The sequence below is a fragment of the Massilia varians genome (genome assembly GCF_027923905.1).
GTDB classification, from domain to species: Bacteria; Pseudomonadota; Gammaproteobacteria; order Burkholderiales; family Burkholderiaceae_D; genus Telluria; species Telluria varians_B.
The window spans coordinates 155,212-176,545 of the sequence record NZ_AP026966.1 but is presented as its reverse complement, the minus strand read 5'-3'; the positions used below and the strand labels follow the sequence as shown (position 1 = coordinate 176,545).

The following is a 21,334-nucleotide window of genomic DNA, read 5'->3' as shown; positions in this document are numbered from 1 at the left end:
GGAAAACGTTAGGAGAAACGCGTGAAGGTAAAAAAGCTCGCTCAATTGATCGCCCTGATGGGCGCGGTCAGCCCGGCCATCGCACAGAATGTGCAGATTACCGGTCCAGTCCAGCGTGTCGAGATCACCGGCAGTAGCATCAAGCGCATCGCCAAGGAAGGCGCGCTGCCGGTCGAGGTCATCACGGCCAAGCAATTGGAGTCGCAAGGTATCGTTACCGCAGAGCAACTGATCGCGACGCTGAACGTCAACGGCAACGGTTCCGACAACCTGGCCTCGAATGCCGACGTCACCTCGGGTGCGCAGCGCGGTAACAATGGCGCCTCCTCGGCCAACCTGCGCGGCCAGGGCGCCGATTCGACCCTGGTGCTGCTGAACGGCCGCCGCGTGGCGACCCACGGCATGAAGGGCTCGGCGGTCGACCTGAACTCGATCCCGATGGCGGCGGTGGAGCGCGTCGAGGTGCTGAAGGACGGCGCTTCCGCGATCTACGGCACCGACGCGATCGGCGGCGTGATCAACTTCATCCTGAAAAAGAACTACCAGGGCCTGGAAACCCAGGCCTTCGTCGACGTCACCGAGGCGGGCGGCAGCGAGATCGGCCGCGCGTCGGTCACCGGCGGCTGGGGCGACCTGCAGGTCGACGGCTGGAACGTGCTGGCGACCTTCGCGCACAGCCAGAACAAGGCCCTGCGCGGCGACCAGCGCGACTTCGTGAACACCTTCCAGCCGGACCGCGGCGTGTCGGTGGATACCCGCGGCTCGCCAAGCGCCAACGTGTTCGCCACCACCCTGGCGCCGACCCTGCTGTCGCGCACCGGCACCGGCCCGACCCTGCCGGGCGGCGGCACCACCACCTATAACGGCATCAGCTTGCTCGACCTGCCGGGCGGCGCTGGCTGCAACAGCATCGACGGCATGGGCCCGTACGACGAGAAACTGTGGAACAGCGCCGGCGCCGCCTACGGCTGCGCCTGGGACACCGGCCGCGCGGCCGTGCTGCAGCAGCCGGTCAAGAACAGCAATGCGCTGGCGCGCGCCACCTTCCAGTCGGGCGACCACCAGTTCTTCATCGAAGGCGTGGCCTCGAACGTGGAAGTGGCCAAGCGCTTCTCGCCGAACCAGATTTCGCCGTCCGCATCGACCTTCGGCGCCACCTCCTTCTATCCGCGCACCGGCGCCGCCTACGACAGCGTCTACAACGCGCTGGTCAAGGTGTTCCCGAGCATCTCGGCCAACTACGGCCTGCCGATCGCCTACCGCTGGCGCTGCATGGAGTGCGGCAACCGCGAAATCGTGACCGAATCCAAGGCCGCTCGCCTGCTGGTCGGCGCCGACGGCCCGCTCAACCTGTTCGGCCGCACCTATGACTACCGCGTCGGCATGTCGCGCGCCTTCAGCGAATCGGAATCGCGCCTGGGCACCGGCTACAACTACACCGTTGCCCTGGCCAATGTGCTGGGCTCGGGCATCGTCAACCCCTTCCTGCTGCCGGGCCAGACCCAGTCGCAGGCGGCGATCGACGCGATCAAGGCCACCTCGGCCGCGGGCGTCACCCTGTATGGCGGCAAGACCATCCTGACCCAGCTCGACGGCGCGCTGTCGGGCGAGCTGTTCAACCTGCCGGCCGGCGCGGTGATGGGTGCGGTCGGCTTCGACCTGCGCCGCGAAGAGTACAAGTTCAACGGCGACAAGCGCGCCGCGGCCGCCCGTCCGGCGATCCTGAACGCGCCTTTCGACGACGCCAACGCGCTGGACAACGTGCACCGCGACATCAAGGCCGTGTACGCCGAACTGCTGGTTCCGGTCGTCAAGAACCTCGACGTGACCCTGGCCATCCGCCGCGACCACTACAGCGGCATCGGCGCCACCACCAATCCGAAGGTCTCGTTCCGCTACCAGCCGATCCCGCAGCTGCTGTTCCGCGGTTCGTACAACGAAGGCTTCCGCGCCCCGTCGTTCAACCAGCTGTTCAACGGCGTCACCGAATCGCCGTACGCCGGCAAGGACCTGGTCGACCCGGCCAAGTGCCCGAGCGGCCTGGTCGACGCGACCAAGCCGGGCTGCGAAGCGATCACCCCGAACTACATCACCGGCGGCAAGTCGAACCTGGGACCGGAAACCGCGAAGCAGGGCACCGTCGGTGTCGTGATCGAGCCGTTCAACTGGTTCTCGGCCAACGCCGACCTGTGGGAGATCCGCAAGCAGAACACCATCGATTCGTTCAGCACCGCGACCATGGTGGCGAACTACAACCTGTTCAAGGATCAGTTCATCCGCGACGCGGCCGGTAACATCGCCATCATCGACCAGCGCTGGGTGAATGCCGGCGAGCGCATCACCCGCGGCCTCGAGCTGGGCGCCCGCTTCAACGGCAAGTTCAGCACCGGTTCGCAGTGGACCCTGGGCATCGACGGTTCGCGCCTGCTGGAGAAGAAGTCGCGCGCCACCACCAATGCCGAGTTCGGCAAGAGCGAAGTGGGCCGCTTCGTCTTCACCGGCGACCTGGGCCTGAAGTGGAAGCACAGCGCCTACGCGACCTACAAGCACGGCAACTGGAGCACCATGCTGCAGAACATCTACCGTTCGGGCTATGACGACCAGGTGCTGCCGGGCGTGGCCAACGGCCTGGTGAAGCCGGCCAACTGGAATCCGAAAGTGGATGCGTACTCGATCTTCCACCTGACGACTACCTACACCGGCTTCAAGAACCTGTCGCTGACCGCCGGCATCAAGAACCTGCTGGATGAAGATCCGCCGTTCGCGATCACCTACGACGGCAACACCGGCGCGGGCAGCACCTGGGAGCCGCGCGTGGCCGATCCGCGTGGCCGCTCGTTCACCCTGATGGCGACCTACAAGTTCTTCTAAGCTGATCGCCCAAGTTGATTGTCCACAGCGGCCCGCTGTCGATGGAAGCGCAAGCTTCCACGGCGCGGGCCGTTTTTCTTTGTTAAGTCGCGTATGAACATCAGCCGGCGCGGCTTCGGTGCTTCCGTCGCAGCCGCTCTCTCCGCACCCGGCCTGGCCGCCGCCGCCCCGCGGCGCTCCGCCGGCCGCCTCATCAAACCCCCGCGCCTGCGTCCCGGCGACCTGGTCGGCCTGGTCGCCCCGGGCGGCTATGCCGACGAGCGCCTGATCGAGAAAGCCGTCAGGAACATCGAAGCCCTCGGCCTGCGCGCCAAAGTGGGCACTTACATCAATGCCGTGCACGGCAATTATGCGGGCTCGGTGCAGCAGCGCCTGGCCGACCTGCACGCCATGTTCGGCGATCCCGACGTGAAGATGATCTGGCCGATCCGCGGCGGCTCGGGCTGCATCTCGCTGCTGTCGAAACTCGACTATGGGATGATTCGCCGCCATCCGAAGATCTTGCTCGGCTACTCGGACATCACGGCGCTGCACCTGGCGATCCACAACAAGACCGGCCTGGTGACTTTCCACGGCCCGGTGGCCTCGTCGACGCTGGCCGACTATCCGCGCGAGCACATGATGGCGGTGCTATGCGATCCGCAGCCCAGCTACACGATCCCGATGGCGCCGGAAAACGCCCTGAAGGCCGAGACCATGCCGCACTTCGGTATCCGCACCCTGACCTCGGGCACGGCCACCGGAGCGCTCCTGGGCGGCAACCTGTCGATCGTGGCGGCCCTGTGCGGCACGCCCTATGCGGCGGACTTCCGCAAGGGCCTGCTGTTCCTGGAAGAGGTGGACGAGGCGCCCTACCGCCTGGACCGCTGGATGACCCAGCTCGACCTGTCGGTCGGCTTCGCCAACGCGGCCGGCATCATGGTCGGCATCTGCGAAGACTGCGCGCCGCAGGAGGGCAGGCGCTCGCTGAGCCTGGACGAAACCTTCGACCAGCATCTCAAGCCCTTGCGGATCCCGGCGGTGACCGGCTATTCGATCGGCCACATCCGGCACCAGTTCACGATCCCCGTCGGCGTGCGTGCCACCCTCGACACTGCCGCCCGTACCGTGACCCTGCTCGAGCCTGCCGTTTCATGATCACTCACGATCGAAACTGAACCTGAGCGGGAAAATCATCGGGCAGGGCTTGCCGGCACACAGCGCCGGCTTGAAGCGCTGCATCATGGCGAGCATGGACAAGTAGCGGGCGAACTCGCGATGACTGACGCCGTAGGTGCTGGCGCTGGTCGGGACGCCGTCGGCACCGACTGAGACATGGAGCAGCGCATCGCCGCGGTAGTCGGTAAATTGGCCGTACAGGCCGGCGACTCCCTTGAAGAATGCGCGCATGCCCCTGAGCGGATAAGGTGGTTCATCGCCGTCATCGAGCGCAGGGTACCAGTTCCGCACTTTCGCCTTTTGTGCGGATGTCAGGGCTTGCCATGTCGCGTCCAGGGGGGGTGAAACCGATGGCGACATTGTGCAGCATGTTGGATCCGGTGACGGGCTGGTCGGCCTTTAGCCCGAAACGCTCGGGCTCGCCCTCCGGCGGCGCCGGTGCAGCGCCGAGCGCACGACCGTCCCGGAACTCGCCGGCATACGTGCGGCCGCTGTTGTAGACGATCTTTCCCTTGCCGTGCATTTTCCCGTTGCGCCATTCGCCTTCATAGCTGCCGCCGAGGGCGAAGCTGGCCTTGCCGTGACCATGGCGTTTGTCCGCCTGCCACTCGCCCTCGTAGGTGGAACCGTCCACTGCGATGTACAGGCCGCTGCCTTCATGCAGCCCGTTCGCGACGCCGCCCTCGTACATGTCGCCGTTGGGGTACTTGAAGAAGCCGGTGCCATGCGGCCTGCCCTGCCGGAAGCTGCCGGTATAGCTGCCGGCGCGGTAGACCAGGGTGCCCAGGCCCGTGACTTCGCCACGGACGAGCACGGTCTCCAGCCGGCGTGTACCCTCGCCGTGGACATCCCAGGTGAGTTTGCCCTTGCCGTCCGCATAGCCGTCCTTGCAGCCGCCGGCCCAGATGACCTCACCTGCCGGGGCCGGCAAGATCGGCGCGATGCGGCAGTCCGGCTTGCCGAGGAAAGTGGCGGATTCGGCGCCGTGTGCCGTCGTGGAGATGATCAAACAGAGCAGCAGCACGTATGGCAGGCGCATGATCATCATGACTGGTCCTCGATGCGATGGTCGTGGTTGAAACGGAATCCAGTATGAAAAGAGAAGGCGGTGCTGGTCTGTCGCAGCTCAAACGAACGCCTGGACGGTGGCGGTCAGTCCAGCCGCAGGCTCATCGACACCGCCGACCGATTGCCCTTCGATGCGGTACAGGTCCGGCACTTCGCCGGTGACGTGGAAGCCCATGCGCACGTACAAGGCGCGCGCCTTGTGGTTCTGCGACAGCACCTCGAGATCCACCCAGGCGAAGCCGCTGGCGCGGGCCCAGGCCAGGGCTTCCTGCACCAGGCGCGTGCCGAGGCCGGCGCGGCGCAGGTCGTGGCGCACGCCCATGCCGAGCAGGGTGCGGTGGCGCGATGCCGCATCAAGCCTGCCGCGCAGGTCGATGTGTCCGGCAATCGCGCCGTCGTCGTCGAGTGCGATCCACACGTGGCGCCAGCCCGGCTGGCCGACCGGCGTCGCCATGCCGGCGCTGAAGCGTTCGCGCATGGCCGGCGGCACGCCCTCGCGCGTCAGCTCCATCGGCTGGAACAGCACGCCGTCGCGGCCGTTCTCCGCCAGCTGCTCGCCCAGGTAGGCGAACAGCGCCGGCAGGTCGCTTGCCGTGGCGGGACGGATGGAGATCACAGCGCCCGCGCGATCAGGATCTTCTGGATGTCGCTAGTGCCTTCGTAGATCTGGCACACGCGCACGTCGCGGTAGATGCGCTCGACAGGGAAGTCGGCCACGTAGCCGTAGCCGCCGAACACCTGCATGGCGCTCGAGACCACGCGCTCGGCCATCTCGGAAGCGAACAGCTTGGCCATCGCGGCTTCCTTCAGGCAGGGCAGGCCGGCATCCTTCATCGATGCCGCGTGCAGGATCAGCTGGCGCGCGGCCTCGATCTGCATCGCCATCTCGGCCAGGCGGAACTGCACCGACTGGTGCTCGAAGATCGGCTTGCCGAAGCTCTCGCGGTCCTTCGCATAGGCCAGCGCGGCCTCGTAGGCGGCGCGCGCCATGCCGACCGACTGCGAGGCGATGCCGATGCGGCCGCCTTCGAGGCCCGACAGGGCGATCTTGTAGCCCATGCCTTCCTCGCCGATCAGGTTCTGCGCCGGGACGCGGCAATTGTCGAACACGATCTGCGCCGTGTCCGAGGAGTGCTGGCCCATCTTCTGTTCCAGGCCGGCGACGATGTAGCCGGGAGTGTTGGTCTCGACCCAGAAGGCGCTGATGCCCTTCTTGCCGGCGGCTTTGTCGGTGACCGCCATGACGATGGCCACGTCGCCGTACTTGCCGCTGGTGATGAACTGCTTGGTGCCGTTCAGGACGTAGTGGTCGCCGTCTTTCACGGCCGTGGTGCGCAGGGCCGAGGCGTCGCTGCCGGTGTGCGGTTCGGTCAGGGCAAAGGCGCCCAGCATCTCGCCGCGGGCCAGCGGCACCAGGTAGCGCTGCTTTTGTTCTTCGTTCGCATACATCATGGCGATGGAGCAGACCGGGCAGTTGTTGACCGAGATGATGGTCGAGGTGCCGCCGTCGCCGGCCGCGATTTCTTCCAGCACCAGCGCCAGCGACACGTAGTCGAGGCCCGCGCCGCCGTACTGCTCCGGCACCGCGACGCCGAAGGCGCCCAGGCCGGCCAGTTCCTTCAGCTCGTCCTTCGGAAAGTAGTGCTCGCGGTCCCAGCGCGCGGCGTGCGGGGCCAGGCGCTCCTGCGCGTAGCTGCGCAGGGCGTCGCGGATCATCTGGTGTTCTTCGCTCAGTATCATCGTGTCTCGTATCTTGTTTTGTGTGGTCGGCTTACCAGGGGATGGGCGAGCCGTCGTAGTTCAGGAAGCTGCCGTTGCTGGACGCATCGAGCTTGTCCAGCGTGGCACGCAGGCTGCGCACGCTGTCTTCGACCGTCAAGGTGGCGCCGCTGCCGCCCATGTCGGTCTGGACCCAGCCCGGATGGAAGGACACGCAGGTGACGCCTTGCGCGCCATAGGTGATGGCGGCATCGGCCAGCACCGAGTTGAGCGCGGCCTTGCTGGCGCGGTACAGGGTGCCGGAGGTAGCATTGCGCGCGCCGATCGAGCCCATCTTCGAGGACAGCACAGCGAGTTTGCCGCGCGTGTCGGCCAGCAGCGGGCCGACGATCGGGAGCAGGCGCATGGCCGCCAGCACGTTGGTATGCATGACCGCGTCGAATTCGGGGCCGGTCGGGAAGCTCGAGCCGGATGGGCCGTAGACGCCGGCCACCAGCCAGGCGACGTCGATCTTCTCGTCGTCGAGCCGCCAGCCCAGCGCGGCGATCGAATCGGCGCTGGTGACGTCGAGCTGGTGGGCGGTCGCGCCCATCTGCGCCAGCACGTCGCAGTCTTCCTGCTTGCGGGCGGTGGCGATCACGCGCCAGCCGTCGGCGCGGTACTGGCGCACCATTTCGTGGCCGATGCCGCGCGAGGCACCGATAATTAATGCTGTTGGCATGGCAGCTCCTTGTGTTTTGGTTTCGTAGGGTGGACGGCTTTGCCGTCCGCGCGTTCAACTAAATGAAGCACAACCAAAGAGGATGCACTGTTTGAACGCGCGGGCGGGAGACCCGCCCACCCTACAACTGCAACAACCTTAAACCAGCTCGATCGCCATCGCGGTGGCCTCACCGCCGCCGATGCACAGCGAGGCCACGCCGCGCTTGCCGCCGGTGCGCTTGAGCGCGCCCAGCAGGGTGACGATGATGCGCGCGCCCGAGGCGCCGATCGGGTGGCCCAGGGCGCAGGCGCCGCCGTGGATGTTGACCTTGCTGTGCGGGATGTCGAGGTCGCGCATGGCGGCCATCGGCACCGCGGCGAAGGCTTCGTTGATCTCGAACAGGTCCACGTCGCCCGCCGTCCAGCCGGTCTTCTTGAACAGCTTCTGCATCGCGCCGATCGGGGCGGTGGTGAACAGGTTCGGTTCCTGGGCGTGGGTGGCGTGGCCGAGAACGCGGGCGATCGGGGTCAGGCCCAGTTCCTTGGCCTTCGATTCGCGCATCATCACCAGGGCGGCGGCGCCGTCGTTGATCGACGAGGACGAGGCTGCGGTCACGGTGCCGTCCTTCTTGAATGCGGGCTTGAGCGACGGGATCTTGTCGACCTTGGCCTTCATCGGGCCTTCGTCCTTCTCGACCACCAGTTCGCCGGTGCGGGTGGCGACCGAGACCGGCGCCACTTCCCAGTTGAACCAGCCTTCGTTGTTGGCGGCCTGGGCACGCTTGACCGATTCGATCGCGAAGTTGTCCTGCTCTTCGCGCGAGAACTGGTAAGTGGCCACACACTCTTCGGCGAAGGTGCCCATCGAGCGGCCTTCGCCGGTCTTTTCGTTACGCGAGTAGGCGTCTTCCAGGCCGTCGAGCATCATGTGGTCGAACATCGGGGCGTGGCCGATGCGGTAGCCGCCGCGCGCCTTCGGGATCAGGTAGGGCGCGTTGGTCATCGATTCCATGCCGCCCGCGACGACGATGTCGGCGCTGCCGGCCACCAGCTGGTCATGGGCGAAGATCGCGGCCTGCATCGCCGAGCCGCACATCTTCGAGAGGGTCACGGCGCCGGTCGACAGCGGCAGGCCGGCCTTGATCAGCGCCTGGCGCGCCGGGGCCTGGCCCTGGCCGGCCATCAGGCAGTTGCCGAAGTAGACGTGCTCGACGCTATTGGCGTCGACGCCGGCGCGCTCCACCGCGGCCTTGATCGCCACCGCGCCGAGGTCGCTCGCCGACTTCGACGAAAAATCGCCCTGGAAGGCGCCCATCGGGGTACGGGCGGCGCCAACGATAACGACTGGATCATTCATTGTGTAGGTTCTCCAAAATGGGTGGGGGTGGTGTGCTTGCGTCTTGGGCGCAGAAACGGATCTGCTGGGGGTAGGGGAAGACGTCGTCGACGACGCCCGCCAGGATGCGGTCCTTGTGGGACTGCCAGTACGCGCGGGTCAACAGCTCCGCGTGGTGCTTCATAAAATAGCGCCGGATGCTTGGATTTCCAAGGATGAAACGGCCAAATTGTTCCGGAAAAACGTCGTGCCGGCCGATCGGGTACCACGGTTCCGAGGCCATCTCGTCCTCTTCGTTGCGCGCTTCCGGGATGTCGCGGAAGTTGCAATCGGTGAGGTATTCGATCTCGTCGTAATCATAGAATACGACGCGGCCGTGGCGGGTGACGCCGAAATTCTTGTACAGCATGTCGCCCGGGAAGATATTCGCGGCGACCAGGTCCTTGATCGCATTGCCGTATTCGATCACGCCGTGCTCGATGCGTTCCTCGTCGCCGGCGGCCTGGGCCTCGAGCAGGTAGATATTCAGCGGCACCATGCGGCGCTCGATGTAGAGGTGGCGCACGATGATGCGCTCGCCCTCGATCTCGACCAGCGAAGGCGCGAACTCCTTCAGCTCGTTCAGCAGCTCTTCGGAGAAGCGCGCCAGCGGGAAGGCGACGTCGGAATATTCGAGGGTGTCGGCCATGCGCCCGACCCGGTCGTGGTGCTTCACCAAGAGGTATTTTTCCTTGACCTGAGCGCGCGTGGTCTCTTTCGGCGGCGGATAGAAATCCTTGATCACCTTGAACACGTAGGGGAAGGACGGCAGCTCGAACACCAGCATCACCAGGCCGCGGATGCCGGGGGCGATACGGAACGGGTCGGAGCTGTGCTTCAGGTGCTGCAGGAAGTCGCGGTAGAACAGGGCCTTGCCCTGCTTCTGCAGTCCCAGCACCGTGTAGATCTCGCTCTTGGGCTTGCGCGGCATCAGGCTGCGCAGATAACTCACGTAGGCCGAGGGCACTTCCATGTCCACCAAAAAGTAGGCGCGCGTGAAGCTGAACAGCAGGGTGATGTGATAGACATCGAGCAGCACCGTGTCCAGTACCAGGCGCCCCTGGCGGTCGTGCAGCACCGGGATCACGAAGGGGTAGCTGCGCGGCCCGTTGACGACGCGGCCGACGAGGTAGGCGGCCTTGTTGCGGAAGAAGGGACTGGACAGCACCTGCAGCTGCAGGTTCGGTTCCGCCTGCGCCAGTCCGAAGGCCTCGCTGAGGCGCGCCTCGACGCGGGCGATATCGCGCTCGAGGTCGGCGAAGGGCAGGTCGAACTGGAAGTTGGTCAGCACGCGGCGCAGGGCATTGCGCAGGCCGTCGGCCGCCGGGTAGTAGACGCGGTAGGTCGGCAGCGGTTCCTCGGTCTCGATGTACTCGGTGGAGATCACCGGGCGCACGAAGATGTAGTCGTTATGGTAGTAGCTGCGGTGCAGGATGATGCAGCTGACCGAGTTGAAGAAGGTTTCGGCCAGTTCCGGCTGCTTGTGGCCCGAGAGCAGGCCGATGTAGTGCAGCTTGGTTTCGCGCCAGACGGGGTCCGTGAGTTCTTCCGGGGCATACTCATCCTGCAGCACGTGGACGCATTCCTGCACGCGCTTGTCGTAGTAATCGATGCGTTCGCGCGCGGCCGCCTGCGCGGTGGCCCAGTCGGCGGCCTCGAAATGGCGCCGCGCGGCCTGGCTGGCCTGGCGGAACAGGCGGTAATGCTTGTCGAAGCCGTCCAGGATGGTGCGCGCGATGTCGAAGGCGATCTGGGAAGACAGCAGTTTGGGGAACGCTTGCTGGGTCATCGTTCGTCTCGCGCAGTGATAAGCGGACAGTGTATTGCAATGTAGGGTGGTCGGGTCCTCCCGACCGCGCGTTCAACTCCCTCATGTTCCGACACAGCGCATCCGTGAGTTGAACGCGCGGACGGCAAAGCCGTCCACCCTACGTATCCTTGGCTAGTCCGGCTGCCCAGGAATTACATCGTCTCGCCGAACAGCTCGCGGCCGATCAGCATGCGGCGGATCTCGCTGGTGCCGGCGCCGATTTCGTACAGCTTGGCGTCGCGCCACAGACGGCCGACCGGATACTCGTTGATGTAGCCGTTGCCACCCAGGGTCTGGATCGCTTCGCCCGCCATCCAGGTCGCCTTCTCGGCGCTGTACAGGATCGCGCCGGCGGCGTCCTTGCGCAGCGCACGCACCTGCTCCGGCGAAGTCGCGCGGTCGCAGGCCTGGCCCACGGCGTAGACGTAGGCGCGGCAAGCCATCATGGTCGAATACATGTCGGCGATCTTGCCCTGCATGAGCTGGAACTCGCCGATCGCCTGGCCGAACTGCTTGCGCTCGTGGATGTAGGGCACGACCGCGTCCATGCAGGCCGACATGATGCCCAGCGGACCGCCCGACAGCACGGTGCGCTCGAAATCCAGGCCCGACATCAGGACGTTGACGCCCTTGCCGACGCCGCCCAGCACGTTCTCGACCGGCACTTCGCAATCCTGGAACACCAGCTCGCCGGTGTGCGAGCCGCGCATGCCCAGCTTGTCGAGCTTCTGGGCGATCGAGAAGCCCTTGAAACCCTTTTCGATCAGGAAGGCGGTCATGCCGCGCGGGCCGGCTTCTAGGTCGGTCTTGGCGTACACCACCAGAGTGTCGGCGTCAGGACCATTGGTGATCCACATCTTGGTGCCGTTCAGGACGTAGCGGTCGCCCTTCAGTTCGGCCTTGAGCTTCATGCTGACGACGTCGGAGCCGGCGTTCGGCTCGGACATGGCCAGCGCGCCCACGTGCTCGCCCGAGATCAGCTTGGGCAGGTACTTGCGCTTCTGCTCTTCGGTGCCGTTGCGCTTGATCTGGTTGACGCACAGGTTCGAGTGGGCGCCGTAGGACAGGCCGACCGAGGCCGAGGCGCGCGAGATTTCTTCCATGGCCACGATGTGGGCCAGGTAACCCATGTTGGTGCCGCCGTACTCCTCGCCGACGGTGATGCCCAGCAGGCCGAGCTCGCCCATTTTCTTCCACAGGTCCATGGGGAACTGGTCGCTGCGGTCGATCTCGGCAGCGCGCGGTGCGATTTCGGCTTCCGCGAACTGTTGTACGGCTTCGCGCAGCGCGGCGATGTCTTCGCCATGGTCAAAGGTCAAGCCTGGGAGATGCAGCATTGTCGTCCTCACGGTGAACGGTGGTTGAGCAGAATAAGGTGCATGATACTCGCCTCTTACGTTAACGTAAACGTCAACTAAAAGGCCAAAAAAGGGAGGGCATCCTCCCTCCGCGTGCTTCAGGCGGCGTCCGTGCTTTCCGCGCTTTCCGCCAGCAGGCGGCGGCATTCGTCCTCGTGCGCGGAGATTTCCTCGAGCGCCATCTCGATGTCGGCGCGCTGCTGTTCCAGCGTCACGCGCTGGTGGGCCAGCACGCCGAGGAAGCGTTCGATCTGGGCCACGGTGTCGCGCGGCGACTCGTACATGTCGACGATGCTCTTGATTTCCGACAGGGTCAGGCCAAGGCGCTTGCCGCGCAGGGTCAGTTTCAGGCGGGTGCGGTCGCGCGGCGTGTAGACACGGTTGCGCCCGCCCACGCCTTCGCGCTTGGGACTGAGCAGGCCCTGGTCTTCATAAAAGCGGATGGCGCGGGCCGTGATGTCGAATTCGCGGGCCAGTTCGGCGATGGTGTAGGTAACCATGGTGGGCAAGGAAGCAAAACACGGAATGGCTTACAATCGATGTCTGCGCATTTCCGTTTACGTTAACGTTAACGCATTGTAGCGCGCCCGCTTGTCGACGAACACGAAAGTTTTCCATGAATCCGCTCGAAGCCCAGCTCGATTATCCCTTTGGCGACACCATCCCGGCACCGGGCATGGTCCATGAGCTGGAGGTCGGGCCCAACCCGGGGCTGGCCTGGATCCGCATGCCGCTGCCCTTCGCGCTCGACCACATCAACCTGTGGCTGCTGCGCGACGAACAGGAAGGCCGCGCCGGTTGGAGCGTGGTCGACTGCGGCGCCGCGACCGATGCTACCCGGGCGGCCTGGGAACAGGTGCTGGGCGAAGGCCTGCAGGGCGCGCCGCTGCTACGCGTGTTCGCCACCCATTGCCATCCGGACCACGTCGGCCTGTCGGGCTGGCTGAGCGAACGTTTCGAGGCACCGTTCTGGACCACGGCCGGCGAATTCGCCTTCGCCCGCATGATGGCGGCGGCGCTGCCGGGCGTCGACGGTCCCTCGGCCATCCCGCACTTCGAGCGCCACGGCCTGGTGGATCCAGGCATGCTGGAGCAGATGCGCAGCCGCCGCAATTACTATCCATCCCTGGTGCCGGCGGTGCCGGAAGCCTATACCCGCCTGCAGGACGGCGACCTGGTCGAGATCGGCGGCAGGGGTTGGCGCGTGATTACCGGCTTCGGCCACTCGCCGGAGCACGCCTCGCTGTATTGCGAGGAACTGAAGGTCCTGATTTCCGGCGACATGGTCTTGCCGCGCATTTCGACCAATGTCTCGGTATTTGCGGTCGAGCCGGAAGGCAACCCGCTCGAGCTCTATTTGCAGTCGCTGAAAAAGTTCACAAACTTGCCTGAAGACACTCTTGTCCTGCCCTCGCATGGCAAGCCCTTCCGCGGCCTGCACACCCGAGTTGCTCAATTGCATGATCACCATGCGGCCCGCCTGGCCGAGGTGCTGGCGGCCTGTGTCGAGCCGAAGTCCGCCGTCGAGATCGTGCCCCTGATGTTCCGCCGCCAGCTCGATGCCCACCAGCTCAGTTTCGCTCTGGGCGAGGCCTTGGCCCACCTGCACAAGTTATGGCGCGACGGGATGTTGCGCCGTAGCAAGGATGGCGACGGCATCATCCGCTTCCAGCTGGCCTGATCTTTTCCGCAACGCCGGCTGTGCCGGCAATCTGCATATTTGTTGCACGCAATCGTGCGGCGATGTCATAATTTTTCTTTTAGGATATATTCTCAATTCCCCAAATGGGGAATTGCGGGTAATATTTCCTATTCGTAAACCCTGTAAATTCTATTAAATAATCACATCTTTGTTACTTTTTAAAGGTATGATTGTGGTTGAGGCTTCTCAGCAATAGAACGCCCGGCCATCCCGACTGGCCATCCGCAGACAAAAAGTAAGCATTGCAATGAATTCAACCAATGAACGGGAGAGCTTCAGTGAGCGCCTGCAACAGGCGCTGAAGAACGCCCACTACTCGCCCGATAGTCCCACCCGCTTGGCCCGCGAATTCAACATCCGTTTCGAAGGCCGCCCGATCACCGTCCATGCCGCGCGCAAGTGGCTGGTAGGCGAAGCCATCCCGACCCAGGAAAAACTGCGCATGATCGCCCAGTGGCTCGGCGTGCCGGCCGACTGGCTGCGCTTCGGCGGCGCCGAGCATGCCGCCACCGGCACCGACGCCAATGGCGGCGGCGCCCGCTTCGAATCCGCCGACGTGAAGTTGATTGCGGATTTGCAACGCCTGGACGAACACCATCGCCAGCTGGCACGCGAGTTCATCCGCATGCTGGTGCGCATGAACCACCAGAAGCCAGAGCAAAAATAGTTTCGTAGTTGCACTTTTCGTGACTTCGGGAACGCACAAACGGCCGGAGCTGGGTCATAATCTGTCCGGTGGCGAGCGGATCCGCCGTCACCGGGTCACGTCAAGGAGCAGCTGCCGTATGCGAAACAACTACGCCAACACCGCCCAGCTCAAGGAACTGATGACCGCACCGCCGATGACGGCGGCGCGCCATGCCGAGGTGATGCGACAACGCAATGCCCGGCGGCGGATGCTCGAGGAAGCACGCGAGGCGAAAAAGGCCGGCGAGCCGTTCGACGGCGACAAGCGCTGAACCGGCGCCCCGGCCGGGGCAGGGTTCAGGCGTCCTGCGCGTCCTTCATGCCGCCCCAGCGCGGGGCATGGGCATTATCGAGCCCCAGCAGGTCGACCGCCCGGTCGACCGTGTGCTCGACCATCTCTTCGATCGTCGCCGGACGATGATAAAAGCTCGGCAGGGGCGGGAACACGATGCCGCCCATTTCCGTCACGGCCGTCATATTGCGCAGGTGCGCCAGGTTGAAAGGCGTCTCGCGCACCATCAGCACCAGCCGGCGCCTTTCCTTCAGCATCACATCCGCGGCGCGCGTGACCAGGTTGTCCGACAGGCCATGGGCGACGGCCGCCAGGGTTTTCATCGAACAGGGGGCGATCACCATGCCGTCGACTTGGTACGAGCCGCTGGCGATCGAGGCGCCGATGTCGCGGTTGCGGTGGACGACGTGGGCCAGCGCCTCGGCGTCGCGCCGCTGCAGGCCGAGTTCCTGGTGCAGGGTGAGGGAGGCGGCTTCGGAAACGACCAGGTGGGTCTCGACGCCGGGAGTCGCGTGCAGCCGCCGCAGCAGCTGCACGCCATAGACCGCGCCGGTTGCGCCAGTGATGGCGACAATGATCCTGCGCGGGCGGCCGGTCATGGAATCAGCCGTTCTTCAGCAGGGTCTGCAGCTCGCCCGAGTCGTACATCTCGTTCATGATGTCGGTGCCGCCGATGAATTCGCCGCGCACGTAGAGCTGCGGGATGGTCGGCCAGTTCGAGTAGTCCTTGATGCCCTGGCGGACTTCGGCGTCTTCCAGGACGTTGACGGTGGCGATGTTGTCGACACCGCAGGCTTTCAGGATCTGGATGGCGCGGCCCGAGAAGCCGCATTGCGGGAATTGCGCGGTTCCCTTCATGAACAGCACGACCGGGGTGTTGGTCACGGTGTCTTTGATCCAGGTTTGAACGTCGCTCATGTGTGTGCCTTCAGTGGGAATGGATAAGATGCCGCCATTTTATAAGAATTCGGCAGGGCGGGCACGGGCCGGGCACCGTTCTCCCGCCCGCTGTGACAATCGGCGGATTTTTACCGCAAAATCCCGGCTATGATGGTCTTTCATGCTACCCGAACGGGACCCATCATGACTGCCTACCGCGGCTTCGCTTCCATGCCATCGCCCCTGCTGTGGTGCATGGCTGCCTTCTTTGTCATCGCCGGCGTGTACGAAATCATTACCGGAATGTACCGGGAGCCACTGGAAGACGTCCTGCTCTACGTCGGCCAGCTGCCGGCCGGCCTGTTCCTGCTGTACTGCGCGGTGCAGGCCTGGCGCGACCGGCGCGGCGAGCTGGCATCAACACGCACGACCATGGTCGGCTACGCCTGTATCGGCCTGTTCTGCCTGTGCTTCCTGGTGAAGGCAGGCGCGACCGCGGTGCGCGTCCTCGGCTGAAGCAGCCGGCGGTTTTTGCCCATGGGCGGGGCGGGGCTGGTATGATCGCGCGCATTCCTTTCGTCCGGCACGCATCATGCAACAGACACCCAAGCGCTCACCTTCGGCCACCGCCAATTTCGCGATCGGCGCCCTGCTGGGCATTCCCGGCCTGATCAACCTCGTCGAGGGCCTGATGGGCCTGGGCGTCGGCCGCCTCCTGTGCGGCATCGCCGCCCTCGGCTACGGCCTCCTGATGGTGCGCGAAGGGCTGCACATCAAGAAAACCGGACGCCCGGGCATGCCGCAAAAGCGCATGATCCTGATCGGCTTCGGCTTCCTCAGCGTCTACATGGTCGGGCTGTTCCTCAAGCACGCGGGCTGACCGGCCCAGCGGCCGGCCGCGCGCCTGCTTACTTCTTCAGCTTGGCGAAAGCCGCGGCCATCGCGCCGCCGGCGCTGGGCGCCGGTTTTTCCTGGCGCTGATGCTGGGCCAGGCGCTTGCCGTCGGCGCGGTCGCCGCGCTGTTCCGGACGCGCGCCCGGCTGCGGCGCGCTATCGCTCAGGCGCATGGTGAGCGCGATGCGCTTGCGCTTGACGTCCACTTCCAGCACCTTCACCTTGACCACCTGGCCGGCCTTGACCACGGTGTGCGGGTCCTTCACGAACGTGTTCGACAGCGCCGAGATGTGCACCAGGCCATCCTGGTGCACGCCGATGTCGACAAAGGCGCCGAAGGCGGCCACGTTGGTCACCACCCCTTCCAGGATCATGTCCGGACGCAGGTCCGAGATGGCTTCCACGCCTTCCTTGAAGGTCGCGGTGGTGAATTCCGGACGCGGGTCGCGGCCCGGCTTTTCCAGTTCCTTCAGGATGTCGGTCACGGTCGGCACGCCGAATTTGTCATCCGCGTACTTGGCCGGATTGAGCGACTTGATGAGCGCACTGTCGCCGATCACCGACTTCATGTCGCGCTTGATGTCGCCCAGGATCTTCTCGACCACCGGGTAGGATTCCGGGTGGACCGCGGAAGCGTCCAGCGGGTTCTCGCCGTTCATCACGCGCAGGAAGCCGGCGGCCTGCTCGAAGGTCTTGTCGCCCAGGCGCGGCACCTTCTTCAATGCCGCGCGCGAGGCAAACGCGCCCTGCATGTCGCGGTAGTTCACGATGCTCTGCGCCACGCTGCCGGACAAGCCCGAGACCCGCGCCAGCAGCGGCGCCGAGGCGGTGTTCACGTCCACGCCCACGGCGTTCACGCAATCCTCGACCACGGCGTCGAGCGAGCGCGCGAGCTGGGTCTGCGACACGTCGTGCTGGTACTGGCCGACGCCAATCGACTTCGGATCGATCTTGACCAGTTCCGCCAGCGGGTCCTGCAGGCGGCGCGCGATCGACACCGCGCCGCGCAGCGACACGTCCAGTTCCGGCAGCTCGCGCGAGGCGAATTCGGAGGCCGAGTAGACCGAGGCGCCGGCTTCCGACACGACGATCTTGGTCAGCTTGAGTTCAGGGCGTCGCTTGATCAGGTCCGCGGCCAGCTTGTCGGTCTCGCGCGAGGCGGTGCCGTTGCCGATCGAGATCAAGGACACGTTGTGCCTGGCCGCCAGCTGGCCGAGGGTGTGCAGGGCGCCGTCCCAGTCGTTGCGCGGCTGGTGCGGGTAGACCGTGGCGGTGTCGACCACCTTGCCGGTCGGGTCGACCACCGCCACCTTGACGCCGGTGCGCAGGCCCGGGTCCAGGCCCATGGTGGCGCGCGGGCCGGCCGGCGCGGCCAGCAGCAGCGCCTTCAGGTTGCGGGCGAAGACCTGGATCGCATCGAGTTCGGCCTTCTCGCGCAGCGCGCCCATCAGCTCGGTCTCGATGTACATGAAGCTCTTCACGCGCCAGGTCCAGCGCGCGGTGTCGAGCAGCCACTTGTCGGCCGGGCGCCCAAGCGCCTTGATGCCGAAGGCGGCGCAGATGCGGCTCTCGCAGGGGTTGTGCGGCGCATCCCACTTCGGTTTTTCCGGTTCCGAATCGAGGCGCAGGCTCACGTCCAGCACGCCCTCGCGGCGGCCGCGCATCAAGGCCAGCGCGCGGTGCGACGGGATGGTGGACAGGGTCTCGGAATAGTCGAAGTAGTCGGCGAACTTTTCACCTTCGTCTTCTTTTCCGGCGATGACCCTGGACTCGACCACGCCGTGTTCCTGCACGTATTCGCGCAGCGACTGCAGCAGGCCCGCGTCTTCGGCGAAGCGCTCCATCAGGATCTGGCGCGCGCCGTCGAGCGCCGCTTTCACGTCCGGCACGCCCGGGTTGGCGCCGCCGTCGGCATTGGTGAAGGCCTCGCGCAGGTAGCCGGACGCCACTTCTTCCGGATTGAGCGACGGGTCGCCGAGCAGGGCCTCGGCCAGCGGCGCCAGGCCCGCCTCGATCGCGATCTGCGCCTTGGTGCGGCGCTTCTGCTTGTAGGGCAGGTAGAGGTCCTCGAGGCGGGTCTTGTCCGCGGCATGGGCGATCGCATCGAGCAGCTCCGGCGTCATCTTGTTCTGCTCCGTGATCGAGGCGATGATCGCCGCGCGGCGGTCTTCGAGCTCGCGCAGGTAGCGCAGGCGCTCTTCCAGAAGTCGCAGCTGGGTGTCGTCGAGGCCGCCGGTGGCTTCCTTGCGGTAGCGTGCGATGAAGGGGACAGTCGCGCCTTCGTCGAGCAGGGCGACGGCGGCGGCCACCTGGGCCGGTTTGGCGGACAGTTCGAGGGCGAGGCGTTGTTCGATGGATGGCAGCATGCGGCTTTTCGTTCGTTGAGGCGAACAAGCAATGATACGCAAACGCGACAGATACGCCAGTCTTGACGTTGGCGCACACCTGTGCGTTCTCACAACAAGCATCCATTTGAGATTTCCAAAGCGAAACAGTTGACTTTCATCACTGCTGCGAAACCGTAAGAGTTGCACAATGGAATCACCTGCTCACCTAAAGGAGTACCTGATGAAAAAACCGATATGTAACAAGAGATGTGCCGGTCAAGGGATGACCGAATACATCATTATCGTGGCTCTTATCGCCGTAGCCGCTATCGCTGTTTATCAGTTATTCGGCGCAACAGTGCGGAACCAGACTGCCGGCATCGCCCAAGAAGTCGCTGGCCAGAACGGCTCAGATGCCATTGCTAAAGCTGGCACTGCCGCCAATAAAGCAGCGACGGTTGCAGCCGATGCGAACAAAAATTCGCTCTCAACGTATGGGAACCAAGCCGACGCGGGTAAACAGGGCGGTGGAGGTGGCGGCTCTGGGGGGCAATAGAAACGTATATAACCCATACCGCGTTCGTTCTTTCCAGAGATGCACATCAGCCCAAAGTCAACAAATCACCAGTGGCCTGCCCGCCAACGTGGGCAGGCGCTTATCTATGGGTTATTCGTCTTAACCGTAGGACTCGTAGCGTTATTTTTTCTTTTTAACACTGCGCAACTTTCTAGCGAAAAGACGAAGTTGGTCAATACGGCAGATGCTGTGGCATACAGCGCAGGTGTAATGCACGCGCGAGCACTGAATTTTTCTGCTTACACAAATCGTGCATTGATCGCAAACGAGGTGCTAATAGCACAGATGGTGAGCGTTTCGTCTTGGTTAGACTATGCCCAAGGGCACGTCAGGGGGGTGCCTGAGGTGTACTGTCAATAACGGACACGCTCGTCTTAAGCCGCCTGCGGCTGTTCGCTGAAGGATTCGGCGAACAACGCTGGCGGAACAAAGCCGATGCGGGAATGGCGCCGCTGTCGGTTGTAGAAAATTTCAATGTATTCCTGAATCGAGGCCTTTGCCTCAGCACGGGTGGCATAGCGGCGATGATGAACAAGCTCATTCTTCAGCGTGCCCCAGAAGCTCTCCATCGGCGCGTTGTCATAGCAGTTCCCGCGGCGCGACATCGACGCGCGCATGCCGAACTGCGCCACCAGCTCCTGGTAGGCATGGGCGCAGTATTGGCTTCCACGGTCCGAATGATGGATCAGCCCTGGCGCCGGCCGCTTGTGGCTCACGGCGCGCCACAAGGCCTGCGTCGTCAGCTCCTGCGTCATGCGCTCGCCCATCGCGTAGCCGACGATCTCGCAGGTAAAAACGTCCTTTACGCCGGCAAGATACAGCCAGCCTTCGGCAGTGGAGATATAGGTGATGTCGGTCACCCACACTTCGTCAGGCCTGTTCGGCGCGAACCGCTGTTCCAGCAAGTTCTCAGCGATGGGAAGGTTGTGATTCGAGTTTGTCGTTGCGATGAATTTGCGCCGTTGTTTGCAGCGCAGATTGAGCTCCTGGCGAAGTCGGCGCACACGGTCGCGACCAACTTCATGACCCTGTGCAGCAAGCTCGTGCTTTATCCGAGGCACCCCGTAGGTCTCTCGGGTTTGCCGATGCACTGCCGTAATCAGGATTTTCAACCGAGCGTCTTCCTGCTCGCGTGTCGATGGCTTGGCCTGCAGCGAGTTGTAGTAGCCGCTGCGCGAGACGTCCAATACCTGGCACATCAGCTTCACAGGATAGCCAGGGAAATCGAGTCGCATTGTCTTTATCCACGCGTACTTGGCAGCGACTCCTGCGCAAAGTACGCCGCCGCTTTTTTTACGATGTCCCGCTCCATCTCTGCCTGGGCTAGCTGCTTGCGCAGCTTCGCGTTCTCCGCTTCCAGCTCGGCCACAGAGCGGCTTCCAGGGGCTGCTGTTGCGGCCGGCCCGCGTTTGGCGGCTGCTACCCAATTGGCCAGCGTCCCTTTTGGGATACTTACTCGTGCTGCTGCCTGCTCAATGGACAAACCCTGCGCCAGCACCAGCTTCACGGCTTCTTCCTTGAGTTCCGGGGTGTACGTCTTCTTCAATGTCTTCATAAAGGCTCCTGTTGGTGAACTTTACCAAACAAGAGTGTCCGAAAAAATCAGCGTACCTCAGTCTGGCCGAAACACTGGAGCGTACCTCCAACACTATCCGCAGTCGGCTGCAGATGGAGGGAAAGATTCGCGCATTGACGGCGCAAGGCAAGCTGCAAGCCTGGGTCGTCGGTTTTTTACCCATTGTGCTGCTATTGATACTTCAGCGAATGGAACCAGAGGCGATGGCGCTGCTGTGGACTACTCGAATCGGCTGGGGGGCGCTGGTTGCTCTCGTGTTCCTTGAGTTCATGGGGATCTTTGTAATTCGAAAAATTATCGCAATCGACGTTTGAGAACCCCGTCCTATTTAGCTAACCA

23 protein-coding genes are annotated in these 21,334 nt (G+C 64.2%); 10 read left to right on the top strand and 13 right to left on the bottom strand.

Translation table 11 applies throughout. The features are described 5' to 3' along the window. Positions 1-21 precede the first annotated feature (21 nt). Both MasN3_RS00790 and MasN3_RS00785 read left to right on the top strand, forming a co-directional pair. Positions 22-2,871 carry a TonB-dependent receptor domain-containing protein gene (locus MasN3_RS00790; protein WP_281911447.1) on the top strand — a complete coding sequence of 950 codons (2,850 nt, stop codon included), beginning with the start codon at positions 22-24 and terminating at the stop codon, positions 2,869-2,871. A 93-nt stretch (positions 2,872-2,964) separates the two neighbouring features. Beyond that, the gene (locus MasN3_RS00785) at positions 2,965-4,008 is read left to right on the top strand and encodes a S66 peptidase family protein (RefSeq protein WP_281911446.1); all 1,044 of its coding nucleotides are present in this window, start codon (positions 2,965-2,967) and stop codon (positions 4,006-4,008) included. Here the strand turns inward: MasN3_RS00785 and MasN3_RS00780 are convergent, their stop codons facing one another. The 9 genes from MasN3_RS00780 to MasN3_RS00740 all read right to left on the bottom strand — a co-directional run bounded on the left by MasN3_RS00780 (position 4,009) and on the right by MasN3_RS00740 (position 12,561). Further along, a complete protein-coding gene (locus tag MasN3_RS00780; protein WP_281911444.1) occupies positions 4,009-4,260 on the bottom strand; it encodes a hypothetical protein in 252 nt (83 codons plus the stop codon). It abuts the gene before it with no gap. A gap of 31 nt (positions 4,261-4,291) precedes the next feature. Beyond that, positions 4,292-5,077, bottom strand: coding sequence for an MORN repeat-containing protein (locus MasN3_RS00775; RefSeq protein ID WP_281911441.1), 786 nt, complete (start codon positions 5,075-5,077; stop codon positions 4,292-4,294). A gap of 78 nt (positions 5,078-5,155) precedes the next feature. After that, positions 5,156-5,713: a GNAT family N-acetyltransferase gene (locus MasN3_RS00770; RefSeq protein WP_281911440.1), complete on the bottom strand. Its 558-nt coding sequence runs from the start codon at positions 5,711-5,713 to the stop codon at positions 5,156-5,158. After that, positions 5,710-6,837, bottom strand: a complete 1,128-nt coding sequence (locus MasN3_RS00765) for an acyl-CoA dehydrogenase family protein (RefSeq protein ID WP_281911438.1) — start codon at positions 6,835-6,837, stop codon at positions 5,710-5,712. The genes MasN3_RS00770 and MasN3_RS00765 overlap by 4 nt, the downstream gene beginning before the upstream one ends. 31 nt (positions 6,838-6,868) lie before the next feature. Further along, entirely contained in the window at positions 6,869-7,537 is a 669-nt protein-coding gene (locus MasN3_RS00760; RefSeq protein WP_281911437.1) for an SDR family oxidoreductase, read from the bottom strand. Positions 7,538-7,675: 138 nt separating this feature from the next. After that, complete coding sequence (locus MasN3_RS00755) at positions 7,676-8,875, bottom strand: acetyl-CoA C-acyltransferase (RefSeq protein WP_159699691.1); 1,200 nt, start codon at positions 8,873-8,875, stop codon at positions 7,676-7,678. Then, positions 8,868-10,682, bottom strand: coding sequence for a bifunctional isocitrate dehydrogenase kinase/phosphatase (gene aceK / locus MasN3_RS00750; protein ID WP_281911432.1), 1,815 nt, complete (start codon positions 10,680-10,682; stop codon positions 8,868-8,870). Before aceK ends, MasN3_RS00755 begins: the two co-directional genes overlap by 8 nt. Before the next feature lie 173 nt (positions 10,683-10,855). Beyond that, on the bottom strand, positions 10,856-12,040 hold the full coding sequence (locus MasN3_RS00745; RefSeq protein WP_281911431.1) for an isovaleryl-CoA dehydrogenase: 1,185 nt from the start codon (positions 12,038-12,040) through the stop codon (positions 10,856-10,858). A gap of 119 nt (positions 12,041-12,159) precedes the next feature. Continuing rightward, the gene (locus tag MasN3_RS00740; protein ID WP_281911429.1) at positions 12,160-12,561 is read right to left on the bottom strand and encodes a MerR family transcriptional regulator; all 402 of its coding nucleotides are present in this window, start codon (positions 12,559-12,561) and stop codon (positions 12,160-12,162) included. 116 nt (positions 12,562-12,677) lie between these two features. Between MasN3_RS00740 and MasN3_RS00735 the strand changes: the two genes are divergently transcribed. The 3 genes from MasN3_RS00735 to MasN3_RS00725 all read left to right on the top strand — a co-directional run bounded on the left by MasN3_RS00735 (position 12,678) and on the right by MasN3_RS00725 (position 14,722). Then, a complete protein-coding gene (locus MasN3_RS00735; protein ID WP_281911427.1) occupies positions 12,678-13,742 on the top strand; it encodes an MBL fold metallo-hydrolase in 1,065 nt (354 codons plus the stop codon). 268 nt (positions 13,743-14,010) lie between these two features. Continuing rightward, a complete protein-coding gene (locus MasN3_RS00730; RefSeq protein WP_281911424.1) occupies positions 14,011-14,430 on the top strand; it encodes a hypothetical protein in 420 nt (139 codons plus the stop codon). Between the two features lie 118 nt (positions 14,431-14,548). Next, entirely contained in the window at positions 14,549-14,722 is a 174-nt protein-coding gene (locus MasN3_RS00725) for a hypothetical protein (RefSeq protein ID WP_281911422.1), read from the top strand. Between the two features lie 25 nt (positions 14,723-14,747). Here the strand turns inward: MasN3_RS00725 and MasN3_RS00720 are convergent, their stop codons facing one another. After that, positions 14,748-15,341, bottom strand: coding sequence for a UbiX family flavin prenyltransferase (locus MasN3_RS00720; protein ID WP_281911419.1), 594 nt, complete (start codon positions 15,339-15,341; stop codon positions 14,748-14,750). A gap of 4 nt (positions 15,342-15,345) precedes the next feature. Then, positions 15,346-15,660 (bottom strand): Grx4 family monothiol glutaredoxin, encoded by a 315-nt coding sequence (gene grxD, locus MasN3_RS00715; protein ID WP_281911416.1) that lies wholly within the window; start codon positions 15,658-15,660, stop codon positions 15,346-15,348. Positions 15,661-15,825: 165 nt separating this feature from the next. On the opposite strand from grxD, the gene MasN3_RS00710 reads away from it, so the two are divergent. Together MasN3_RS00710 and MasN3_RS00705 are read left to right on the top strand one after the other, a co-directional pair. Then, positions 15,826-16,137, top strand: coding sequence for a hypothetical protein (locus tag MasN3_RS00710; protein ID WP_281911413.1), 312 nt, complete (start codon positions 15,826-15,828; stop codon positions 16,135-16,137). Between the two features lie 76 nt (positions 16,138-16,213). Continuing rightward, on the top strand, positions 16,214-16,501 hold the full coding sequence (locus MasN3_RS00705; protein WP_281911410.1) for a hypothetical protein: 288 nt from the start codon (positions 16,214-16,216) through the stop codon (positions 16,499-16,501). A 28-nt stretch (positions 16,502-16,529) separates the two neighbouring features. Here MasN3_RS00705 and MasN3_RS00700 read toward each other — a convergent pair whose 3' ends face one another. Further along, entirely contained in the window at positions 16,530-18,881 is a 2,352-nt protein-coding gene (locus MasN3_RS00700) for a Tex family protein (protein ID WP_281911408.1), read from the bottom strand. Between the two features lie 202 nt (positions 18,882-19,083). On the opposite strand from MasN3_RS00700, the gene MasN3_RS00695 reads away from it, so the two are divergent. Beyond that, on the top strand, positions 19,084-19,398 hold the full coding sequence (locus MasN3_RS00695) for a hypothetical protein (protein ID WP_281911406.1): 315 nt from the start codon (positions 19,084-19,086) through the stop codon (positions 19,396-19,398). Between the two features lie 39 nt (positions 19,399-19,437). Then, positions 19,438-19,779 (top strand): pilus assembly protein TadG-related protein, encoded by a 342-nt coding sequence (locus MasN3_RS00690; protein WP_281911403.1) that lies wholly within the window; start codon positions 19,438-19,440, stop codon positions 19,777-19,779. A gap of 14 nt (positions 19,780-19,793) precedes the next feature. Here MasN3_RS00690 and MasN3_RS00685 read toward each other — a convergent pair. After that, a protein-coding gene (locus MasN3_RS00685) for an IS3 family transposase (protein ID WP_281907664.1) occupies positions 19,794-20,974 on the bottom strand; the annotation gives its coding sequence in 2 pieces (ribosomal slippage) (positions 19,794-20,707 and positions 20,707-20,974; 1,182 coding nt in all). 14 nt (positions 20,975-20,988) lie between these two features. On the opposite strand from MasN3_RS00685, the gene MasN3_RS00680 reads away from it, so the two are divergent. Then, positions 20,989-21,309, top strand: coding sequence for a type II secretion system F family protein (locus tag MasN3_RS00680; RefSeq protein ID WP_281911401.1), 321 nt, complete (start codon positions 20,989-20,991; stop codon positions 21,307-21,309). Positions 21,310-21,334 lie beyond the last annotated feature (25 nt).

Excerpts from the sequence above, each read along its gene's own strand:
- MasN3_RS00785 (WP_281911446.1), top strand. The coding sequence starts at position 2,965 with ATGAACATCAGCCGGCGCGGCTTCGGTGCTTCCGTCGCAGCCGCTCTC.
- MasN3_RS00780 (WP_281911444.1), bottom strand. The coding sequence starts at position 4,260 with ATGCGCGCATTCTTCAAGGGAGTCGCCGGCCTGTACGGCCAATTTACC.
- MasN3_RS00775 (WP_281911441.1), bottom strand. The coding sequence starts at position 5,077 with ATGATGATCATGCGCCTGCCATACGTGCTGCTGCTCTGTTTGATCATC.
- MasN3_RS00765 (WP_281911438.1), bottom strand. The coding sequence starts at position 6,837 with ATGATACTGAGCGAAGAACACCAGATGATCCGCGACGCCCTGCGCAGC.
- MasN3_RS00760 (WP_281911437.1), bottom strand. The coding sequence starts at position 7,537 with ATGCCAACAGCATTAATTATCGGTGCCTCGCGCGGCATCGGCCACGAA.
- MasN3_RS00755 (WP_159699691.1), bottom strand. The coding sequence starts at position 8,875 with ATGAATGATCCAGTCGTTATCGTTGGCGCCGCCCGTACCCCGATGGGC.
- aceK (WP_281911432.1), bottom strand. The coding sequence starts at position 10,682 with ATGACCCAGCAAGCGTTCCCCAAACTGCTGTCTTCCCAGATCGCCTTC.
- MasN3_RS00745 (WP_281911431.1), bottom strand. The coding sequence starts at position 12,040 with ATGCTGCATCTCCCAGGCTTGACCTTTGACCATGGCGAAGACATCGCC.
- MasN3_RS00740 (WP_281911429.1), bottom strand. The coding sequence starts at position 12,561 with ATGGTTACCTACACCATCGCCGAACTGGCCCGCGAATTCGACATCACG.
- MasN3_RS00735 (WP_281911427.1), top strand. The coding sequence starts at position 12,678 with ATGAATCCGCTCGAAGCCCAGCTCGATTATCCCTTTGGCGACACCATC.
- MasN3_RS00730 (WP_281911424.1), top strand. The coding sequence starts at position 14,011 with ATGAATTCAACCAATGAACGGGAGAGCTTCAGTGAGCGCCTGCAACAG.
- MasN3_RS00725 (WP_281911422.1), top strand. The coding sequence starts at position 14,549 with ATGCGAAACAACTACGCCAACACCGCCCAGCTCAAGGAACTGATGACC.
- MasN3_RS00720 (WP_281911419.1), bottom strand. The coding sequence starts at position 15,341 with ATGACCGGCCGCCCGCGCAGGATCATTGTCGCCATCACTGGCGCAACC.
- grxD (WP_281911416.1), bottom strand. The coding sequence starts at position 15,660 with ATGAGCGACGTTCAAACCTGGATCAAAGACACCGTGACCAACACCCCG.
- MasN3_RS00710 (WP_281911413.1), top strand. The coding sequence starts at position 15,826 with ATGACTGCCTACCGCGGCTTCGCTTCCATGCCATCGCCCCTGCTGTGG.
- MasN3_RS00705 (WP_281911410.1), top strand. The coding sequence starts at position 16,214 with ATGCAACAGACACCCAAGCGCTCACCTTCGGCCACCGCCAATTTCGCG.
- MasN3_RS00700 (WP_281911408.1), bottom strand. The coding sequence starts at position 18,881 with ATGCTGCCATCCATCGAACAACGCCTCGCCCTCGAACTGTCCGCCAAA.
- MasN3_RS00695 (WP_281911406.1), top strand. The coding sequence starts at position 19,084 with ATGAAAAAACCGATATGTAACAAGAGATGTGCCGGTCAAGGGATGACC.
- MasN3_RS00690 (WP_281911403.1), top strand. The coding sequence starts at position 19,438 with ATGCACATCAGCCCAAAGTCAACAAATCACCAGTGGCCTGCCCGCCAA.